Origin of the sequence: uncultured Agitococcus sp. (genome assembly GCF_937920075.1) — a bacterium.
GTDB lineage: Bacteria > Pseudomonadota > Gammaproteobacteria > Pseudomonadales > Moraxellaceae > Agitococcus.
In genome coordinates, this window is record NZ_CALETI010000418.1 from 1 (window position 1) to 8,395 (window position 8,395).

Genomic DNA, 8,395 nt, shown 5'->3' on the forward strand with positions numbered 1-8,395 from the left:
ATTAGTAAAGCCTCCAGATTTGGGGGCTTTTTTGTGTTCTAATCAATAAAAGATTTATAAAATAACAACACTCTGCAAAATAAAGCTTGTATTTTTGTGAAAAATAGAGATAAATCAGCATCAAAATGGTAAAAAATTGGGCACACTCTGCTAGCCCCTATCTAATACTTGTTAAAGTTAGTCTTTATGTTAAAAAAAACAACAAATCAAGAAGATAAAGAAGCAAAAGCTTATAATTGGGTCTTATTGGCAACAGTATTATTGGTATTTGCTTTACTTGCACAAATGCCTGCCCGCATTATTGCTAACTTTGTTCCTAAAGATATCCGTAGCTTATGTACGGCGTGGGGGGGAACTTTGTGGACAGGGCAAGTCAACACGCAACTAAATAATTTGCAAGGTCAATTACGTTGGTCTTTTCAGCCCTTATCATTATTAACATTAAAGCTGGCTTTTAATGTTGAGTTATTAACAGGTAGTTCGCAAATTCCTGCAAATGTAGTATTGGGATTGGGGGGATGGCAAATAAAAGCCAGTCAAGGGCAATTATCGCCAATAGACTTACAACCTTTATTAAGCAGTTGGCAATTGCCCAACAATCCTATTATGATTAGCAACTTAAATGTTGTGAAAAAAGGGCAAAATTGGCAAGACTCGCAAGGGGTGTTAACTTGGCAAGCAGGTGCTATTGATTATGTCTTAAATGGCCAACGTCAGCACTTAAATTTGCCTCCTGTGGCTTTAAAACTCAGTGGTCAACAACAAAGTTTAATAATGTCCTTGCAAGATGAAGCCCAGACCGTTAATTTAGCAACATTTACGATTACTGGCGCGATGATCGAAAGTCGTTTAACACATCGTTTGTTAACCTATGCGCCAAACTATAGAGGTGTTGCAGAGCCTGATGCAATTGTAGTCACTGCATCTCAACCCTTAAATAGTTTATAAAATAATAATATGAGTTTATGCATCTTGATTTTTAAATAGCATTAACTCTTAATAAAAGGCTTACGTTTCGCGTAAATATTAAGTGCTTTTTAATATTATCGTCGCAAAAAAGTCATACTATTAACGTAAGTATAATTTAAAGTTTAGGAATCAGTGTGAACGTGCCTTCGTTGTCCGTAATTACCGAAAATAATCGACATATTGCTCGTGCTATTATGTTGTTGGCAACATTATATTTTGCTTGGCGTATGGCAGGTTTGTTATGGTTAATTGCTGGTCAAGATCAAGCTGCATTGGCTAAACCAACGCCTGTAAGCAGTGCGGCAGCACCTGTCAATGTGGATAGTAGCCGTTTAGCAAGCTTTACTATTTTTAAAGCACCCGTTGTTGAGTCAGTCAGTCAAAATGCCAATGCGCCAGACACATCGTTACAGCTTAAATTGGATGGAGTTTTTGCAAGTAGCTCTCAATCACAGTCAAGTGCGATTATTAGCGAACAAGGACAAGGCATTGGTAAATTATATCGTGTAGGTCAGCAAGTGGTTGGTGGTGCGGTATTATCCGCTGTTTATGTCGATCGAGTATTATTACAGCGTAATGGTCAAGAAGAGGTCTTACGGTTTATTAAAAGTAATTTATTAGGTGGCGATACTCCACCTGTTGTTAGTAATCCTGTGGCGAGTCAGGCTGATAAAGCACGTAATTTATTATCAAATGCAATTCAGCGTTTGGATAGTGATGCAAGTTCGTATCTTAATGAAATGGGCTTAATTGCGAGTCAACAAGGATATGAGATAACAGATAATACACCAAGTCATATTCGTCGTAATTTGGGCTTAAAAGCTGGCGATAGAGTGGTGCGTTTGAATGGTCAAACTTTGGGAAATGTGCAATTGGATAAAAATCTATTGCAACAAATACAACAAACTGGGCGTGCACGTATCGAAATTCAGCGTGGTGGTCAACATTTAACTATTGAGCAAAGCTTCTAACATGAATGTACGTCAATCCTTTTTAGCACTTTCATTAATCTTGGCTTGTCACAGTGTGGCAGAAGCAAAAACATGGAAGGTTAATTTAAAAGATGCCGAGATTTCGGCTTTAGTGTCTGAAGTCTCTGAGATTACAGGTAAAAATTTTATTGTTGACCCGCGTGTCAAAGGTAATATTACGGTGATTTCGAGTAAACCGATGAGTTCTGAAGCGGTTTATGAGTTATTTTTGGGGGTATTAAGTGTTAATGGCTTTGCCGCCGTGCCCTCAGGGAATGTGATTAAATTAGTGCCAGATGTTAATGCAAAACAAAATGCAGTGCCTTTTGAAAATAAAGCGAAAGCTAAGGGTGAAGCATTAGTAACACGCGTTATTATGCTTGAAAACACCAATGCTAATGAATTAGTACCTGTTATTAGACCGCTATTGCCTCAATTTGCTCATTTAGCAGCAATTAATGGTGCAAATGCTTTAGTGATTTCTGATCATGCTAATAATATTGTCGAAATTGAAAATTTGATTAAATCCTTAGATGCGGGCGAAGGAGATGAGTTAGAAATCATTGCTCTAAAAGAAACACGAGTAGATGAAATTCTAACCATGTTAGATAATCTAACTGCAACAAGTCCAAATAAAGAAATGCGTGGTGCGCGTGTTCGTTTAATTGCAGATACACGCGGTAATCGCTTATTGATTAAAGGTGATGCTCGTGCGCGTAAACGTTTACGTGAAGTTGTTGCACAACTCGATAAACCTGCGGCTGACCGATTGGCGGGTGTGCGCGTGGTACGTTTAAAACATGCCAGTGCCAAACAAGTTGCGGAAGTCATGCGTAATTTGGTCAGCAATGATGGCAGTAAATCTACAAATAGTGGTAATACAGGCAACAATAGCGGTGCAACAGCAATTAATGCAGGTGGTGTAAGCCTGATAGCCGATGAAAGTCAAAATGCCTTAGTGATTAAAGCTGATCCATCATTAATGCGTGAACTAGAAACGGTTATTCAGCAATTAGATACTCGACGTTCACAGGTTTTAATTCAAGCGGCTATTTTAGAAATTTCGGGTGATAATGCCGATGCTTTAGGCGTACAATGGGCAGCGGGTGATCCTACTAAGGGTGTAGGTTTAGTTAACTTTTCCAATACAGGTGCAAGTTTAACAAGCTTAGCAGCAGTTGCATTACAAGATAATCCAACCGCAGTACCAGCGATTAATGGCGCATCATTTGCGATTGGTAAGAGCGAAACCAAAAGTAATGGCGATAGAACCTTTTATGGTGGTTTATTACAAGCTATCAAAACAATGAGTAATGCCAATTTATTATCAACGCCGAGCATTATGACCATTGATAATCAAGAAGCAAAAATAGTGGTTGGTCAGAATGTACCGTTTATTACTGGGCAAAGTACAAGCTCTAGTTCGGGTACAAATAATCCTTTTACTACTATCGAACGTCAAGATGTGGGTATTACGTTAAAAGTTAAACCGCATATTGGTGAGGGTGACACAGTAAAATTAGAGGTTGAACAAGAAGTTTCCTCTGTTGTTCCGAGTGTGGCAGGTGTAAACTCTGCAGACTTAATTACCAATAAACGTTCGATTAAAACGACAATTTTGGCTGATGATGGACAGACAATTGTTTTGGGTGGGTTGATTCAGGATGATAATTCTCAATCTGTGAACGAAGTCCCACTTTTGAATAAAATTCCTTTGTTGGGGTACTTATTTAGAGCAAAAAGCCATAGCCAAACGAAGCGAAATTTATTAGTGTTCTTGCAGCCATTAATTTTGCGTGACGGCCAAAATGCTGCAGATTTAGCAGCACAGCAGTATAATCAGACGCGCATTTTGCAGTTAGAAGTGAGTGAGAAGGGTAAATTAACCCGCTTACCAGAACAGATTAACCAAATCTATCAAGGAGCGACCAAGAGTCAAGCTCCGAAAGTTAACAAATAGGGAAGAGAAACTATCATGTTGAAGTTACAATTTGTTGATCGTCGCCAACCTGCATTTTGGTTGGTTGATCCTCGTTTAACAATTGGCCGTGATAAAACCAACAATCTCGTCATTAATGATGAAGGTATCAGTGTTTTTCATGCTGAACTTCAACAAGAAGATGGCAAGTTATTTTTGCGTGATACAGGCAGTGTTAACGGCACATTTTTAAATGGTGAGCCTGTTACCAAACGTGTTGAAGTCAAAGTGGGCGATGTTATTCGTTTGCATTTAGTTGAATTGCAAATTATTGACCCAACCAAAGCTCCACCAGAGCCTCCTGCACAGCCAGTTAAACGTGAGTTACCCAAAGCCGCGCCATTATGGCAAGTAAAAGCCATGACGGGTGTGATTTCTGGGCGTATGTTTCCTATCGAAGGAACAAATGTTGTAGGTCGTGATCCTCATTGTGACATCGTTGTTGGTGGTGCACATGTCTCGCGTCGTCATGCTGAATTTTCGATTCGTTCTGGCGTTTTATGGGTCAAAGACTTAGGCTCGTCAAATGGATCATTTGTGAATGGTAAACGTCACGAAGAAGTTGCATTACAAAATGGTGATGAAGTTAAGTTTGATGCGATGATTTTTAAAGTGGTTGGTCCAACTGATTTGCCTGCGCATTCTGATTTTGAGGAAGAAGCGGAGCGTACGCAGTTCCGTCCAGTGGTTAATGTGCCAGCCGCAAAACCAGCAGCACCAAAACAGCCATCGCCTGTGCCTGTTAATAATAGTTATAGTCCTCCTCCAAGCAGCCCTGTCTCTGAGTCTAAGCCTCAAGAGCAGCCAATTGTGTCCACACCAACACCAAGTGCTGGCTCAGATAAAGCTGGTAGCATGGGCATGATTGTGATTGTTATATTAATGATCTTGATTTTAGTGGGTGTCTATGTCTTGGCATAATAACGTTGTTATTATCTTAATGATTTTGATTCTCGTAGGTGTTTATGTGTTAGCATAAGCACTACTGATTTGGTAGAAAAGCGGCTTAGGCCGCTTTTTTATTGTGCAAAAAATCTTTAATAGTGGCTAAAAATCGTGCTGCTTCTCCTCCTGTTAATGCACGATGGTCAAAACTAAGTGAAAGCGGAATAATGACTTTTTCTTTGATTTTCGCTTTAGCATTAATCACATAGCGTTTTTGTATTTGGCCTACCCCTAAAATGGCCACTTGTGGTGGTACAATCATTGGTGTGGCAAAGCGGCCTGCTATTGTGCCAAAGTTAGATAGGCTAATTGTCGCTCCTTGTAATTGTGCATTGCTGAGTTGATGTTGATGGGCAGCAGTTTTAAGCTGAGTGATAGCTTGTTGTAATTGTTGCTTGTTGAGTTTGTTGGCTTGTTTAATGACTGGTACATATAAGCCATATTCAGTATCAATGGCTAAGCCTAAATCGACATCTTGATGAATAATTAATTGTTGTGTGTCAAACCAAGCATTAAGTTTGGGCTGTTGTTGGCAGGCATAACATAAAGCCTGAATCATGGTGATTAAGGGATTGTTGATTTTTTTGATTAACACCTCATCAAAAATTGTCACTAAAGCTACTTGTTGATGAGCTTGGGCTAAGTTTTGCGCCATGACTAAACGTGAGCCACTAAGTGGAATATGTTGGCGTTCTACAATAATTGGTGAATTGTTTTTGTTTAATAAACGTTGTTGGATGGTGTGCCGTTCTTGTTCAGAAAAACGTTGTTGGCCTGTGATAAAGTTTTGTTGATATTGCTCGCCACTGATTTCTAGTTGGCCAACAACGCTAGAAGTATCGTGTGTGGTAGGTGTGGTATTTAGCTCATTTTGCGGAGAGTCATAACTCAACAAGGGCATACCCACGTTGACCACTTGATTGGCTGTTGCCAACAGTTGTTGCACAATTAATGTTTCGGGCGCAGGAATCTCAACAATCGCTTTCGCGGTTTCGACCGCTAATAATAAATCACCTTGTTTAACGAGTTGTTTGGGGGATACATAATACTCAACAACAGTGGCTTCGGTTAAACCTTCGCCTAAATCAGCTAATAATAAGTTTTTCATGGTTTAGGCCTCCATTAAGGCGCGGCTTGCCTGAATAATGTCGGCAATTTGTGGCAGATAAGCTTGTTCGAGTTTGAAATAGGGAATAATCACATCAGGTGGGCTAATAATTTTTATGGGAGCACGTAAAGCATAAAAAGCTTTATCTGCTAAGCGAGCCGCAATGTCACTGCCTAAGCCACCCGATTTCACTGCTTCTTGGACAATAATACAGCGGCCAGTTAAAGCAACCGAGTTGATAATCGTGGTCATATCTAAGGGCTTTAAACAAGCAACATCAATCACTTCGGCATCAATGCCTTGTTGAGCCAATTGCTCAGCCGCATTTAAGCAATCTTGTACGGCTGCACCCCATGCCACTAGGCTGAGGTCTTTGCCTTTACGCCAAATTAAACAATGTTCTAAGTCGATTTGCTGACTATCATCAATTACTTCTTCTTTAAATTTGCGATAAATACGTTCTGGTTCTAAAACAATTACAGGGTCATTACAACGAATTGCCGCCAATAACAAACCATAAGCGGTACGAGGGGAAGACAGAGCCACGACTTTTAAGCCTGCAATATGGGTTAATAGAGCTTCTGTGCTTTCGGAGTGATGTTCTGGCGCATGAATGCCTCCACCAAAAGGCACACGAAGTGTGAGTGGACAACTAATACGACCTCGTGTGCGATTGCGTAAACGTGCAGCATGAGAAATTAAATGTTCTAAGGCAGCATAAATAAAACCCATAAATTGAATTTCAGCAACAGGACGTAAACCTTGTGTGCTCATGCCAATAGCAACGCCTGCAATGAGTGTTTCGGCTAAAGGCGTGTCTAACACACGTTTTGCACCAAATTTCTCACGTAGGCCAACGGTGGCTCTAAAGACACCACCATTTTTGCCAACATCTTCACCTAAAATAATCACGCGTTCATCTTCGCTGAGGGCGCGCGCTAAGGCTAAATCAACGGCTTCGACAAGATTAAGGAGCATGATGAGATCCTCCTTTTTGGGCTAAAAATTGCTGTTTTTGTTGTTGTAAATCAATGGGTAATTGCTCATATAAATAATCAAACATATCGTTGATTTTGGGAGTAGGGAGAGCTAAATAGGCTTGAACTTCTTGCTCAATTTCTTGTTGTAATTTTTGTTCAAGCTGTTGTTGCTGAGCATCTGTCCAATTTAATTGTTGATCTAATAAACGTCTAAAACGTAGTAAAGGCTCATGTTCTTTGGCGGTCGCTCGCTGATTTGCATCCGCATAACGACTCATATCATCAGCGGTGGTATGGTCACATAGGCGATAGGTAATGGCTTCGATTAAGGTTGCGCCTTTACCCGAACGTGCGCGCTCTAATGCTTCTGCCAATACTGCCATCAGCGCAAAAAAATCATTACCATCGACACGAACGCCTAATACACCTGCGGCTATGGCTTTTTGGGCAAGGGTTTCACTGGCGGTTTGTTGGCTTAAAGGCACAGAAATCGCCCATTGATTGTTGTTAATCACCACCACTAAGGGTAAATGCCACACACCTGCTAAATTGAGTGCTTCATAAAAATCGCCACGAGAACTTGCACCATCGCCACAGGTTGTTAACGCAGCCTGTTTTTGATGTTTTAATTTTAGGGCAGTGGCTACACCTGCCGCATGAGTAATTTGAGTGGCAATTGGAATACAGGCTGGCAGGTCTTGTTTAGGTGCATCATGTGATCCCCATTCATCGCCGCCCCAAAACTGTAAAATGGAACGCATTTTTGTGCCACGCAGCATTTGTGCCGCTTGGTCACGATAATAAGGCACAAAAACATCGTTGGCATGTAAGCTAAAACCAATCGCGGTGCTAATCGCCTCTTGCCCCAAACAACTGGCATAAGTGCCTAATTGGCCATTACGTTGTAGGCTAATTGCGCGTTGATCGAGTAAACGGGTACGCCATAAGTGTTCATAAGCCTGTAGCCAAAAACGAGGCTCTTGTAATGCGGTTGGTATATCCTGACTAAGCTGTCCTTGATTATTAAGTAGTTGAATAATTGGGTAATCTAATTGCTGAGGATGAGCATAAGTCATATTGTCCTCACACGAATTTACAAGCTGTTGTAATTTCAGTGTAGTAAATTGTGAGGACTTTGCCATAGCGACTATTGTGGAAGAACAGTAATTTAACTGTTGAGGTAGCTTATCAGTGGTTTATTTAGATGCAAATCTACGCCCAAATGCACTAAATTCCAATAATGGCCACCCACTGCACGATTGACCATCATCGTTTCGGCACTGGGTTGAAAACTGTCCCAATATTTCATTAAAGAAGAAATTTGGGCGAGAACTTGTTCATGGACTTGGCTGCGAGCAAAGTCAAAACGTGGCTCTTTAAGTGGTTTTAGTAAAATATCAATCCATTCTAAATAATATTCAGGCGGCACATCACCGACATTAGT

7 protein-coding genes and 1 pseudogene are annotated in these 8,395 nt (G+C 40.5%); 4 read left to right on the forward strand and 4 right to left on the reverse strand.

Features of this window, described 5'->3' with window-relative positions; genetic code table 11:
- Positions 1 to 186 precede the first annotated feature (186 nt).
- The 4 genes from gspN to Q0212_RS14315 all read left to right on the forward strand — a co-directional run bounded on the left by gspN (position 187) and on the right by Q0212_RS14315 (position 4,839).
- Positions 187 to 948: a type II secretion system protein N gene (gene gspN, locus Q0212_RS14300; protein ID WP_297926701.1), complete on the forward strand. Its 762-nt coding sequence runs from the start codon at positions 187 to 189 to the stop codon at positions 946 to 948.
- Positions 949 to 1,103: 155 nt separating this feature from the next.
- Complete coding sequence (locus Q0212_RS14305) at positions 1,104 to 1,940, forward strand: type II secretion system protein N (RefSeq protein ID WP_297926704.1); 837 nt, start codon at positions 1,104 to 1,106, stop codon at positions 1,938 to 1,940.
- A gap of 1 nt (position 1,941) precedes the next feature.
- Positions 1,942 to 3,900, forward strand: a complete 1,959-nt coding sequence (gspD, locus tag Q0212_RS14310) for a type II secretion system secretin GspD (RefSeq protein ID WP_297926707.1) — start codon at positions 1,942 to 1,944, stop codon at positions 3,898 to 3,900.
- 15 nt (positions 3,901 to 3,915) lie between these two features.
- Entirely contained in the window at positions 3,916 to 4,839 is a 924-nt protein-coding gene (locus Q0212_RS14315; RefSeq protein WP_297926711.1) for an FHA domain-containing protein, read from the forward strand.
- An 85-nt stretch (positions 4,840 to 4,924) separates the two neighbouring features.
- Here Q0212_RS14315 and Q0212_RS14320 read toward each other — a convergent pair whose 3' ends face one another.
- The 4 genes and pseudogenes from Q0212_RS14320 to Q0212_RS14335 form a co-directional block, all read right to left on the reverse strand.
- On the reverse strand, positions 4,925 to 5,971 hold the full coding sequence (locus tag Q0212_RS14320; protein WP_297926714.1) for a dihydrolipoamide acetyltransferase family protein: 1,047 nt from the start codon (positions 5,969 to 5,971) through the stop codon (positions 4,925 to 4,927).
- Between the two features lie 3 nt (positions 5,972 to 5,974).
- Positions 5,975 to 6,949 carry an alpha-ketoacid dehydrogenase subunit beta gene (locus Q0212_RS14325; RefSeq protein ID WP_297926717.1) on the reverse strand — a complete coding sequence of 325 codons (975 nt, stop codon included), beginning with the start codon at positions 6,947 to 6,949 and terminating at the stop codon, positions 5,975 to 5,977.
- Positions 6,939 to 8,027 carry a pyruvate dehydrogenase (acetyl-transferring) E1 component subunit alpha gene (gene pdhA, locus Q0212_RS14330; RefSeq protein WP_297926720.1) on the reverse strand — a complete coding sequence of 363 codons (1,089 nt, stop codon included), beginning with the start codon at positions 8,025 to 8,027 and terminating at the stop codon, positions 6,939 to 6,941. The genes Q0212_RS14325 and pdhA overlap by 11 nt, the downstream gene beginning before the upstream one ends.
- A gap of 92 nt (positions 8,028 to 8,119) precedes the next feature.
- Positions 8,120 to 8,395 (reverse strand): annotated as a pseudogene (locus tag Q0212_RS14335) (AarF/ABC1/UbiB kinase family protein); the annotation flags it as partial.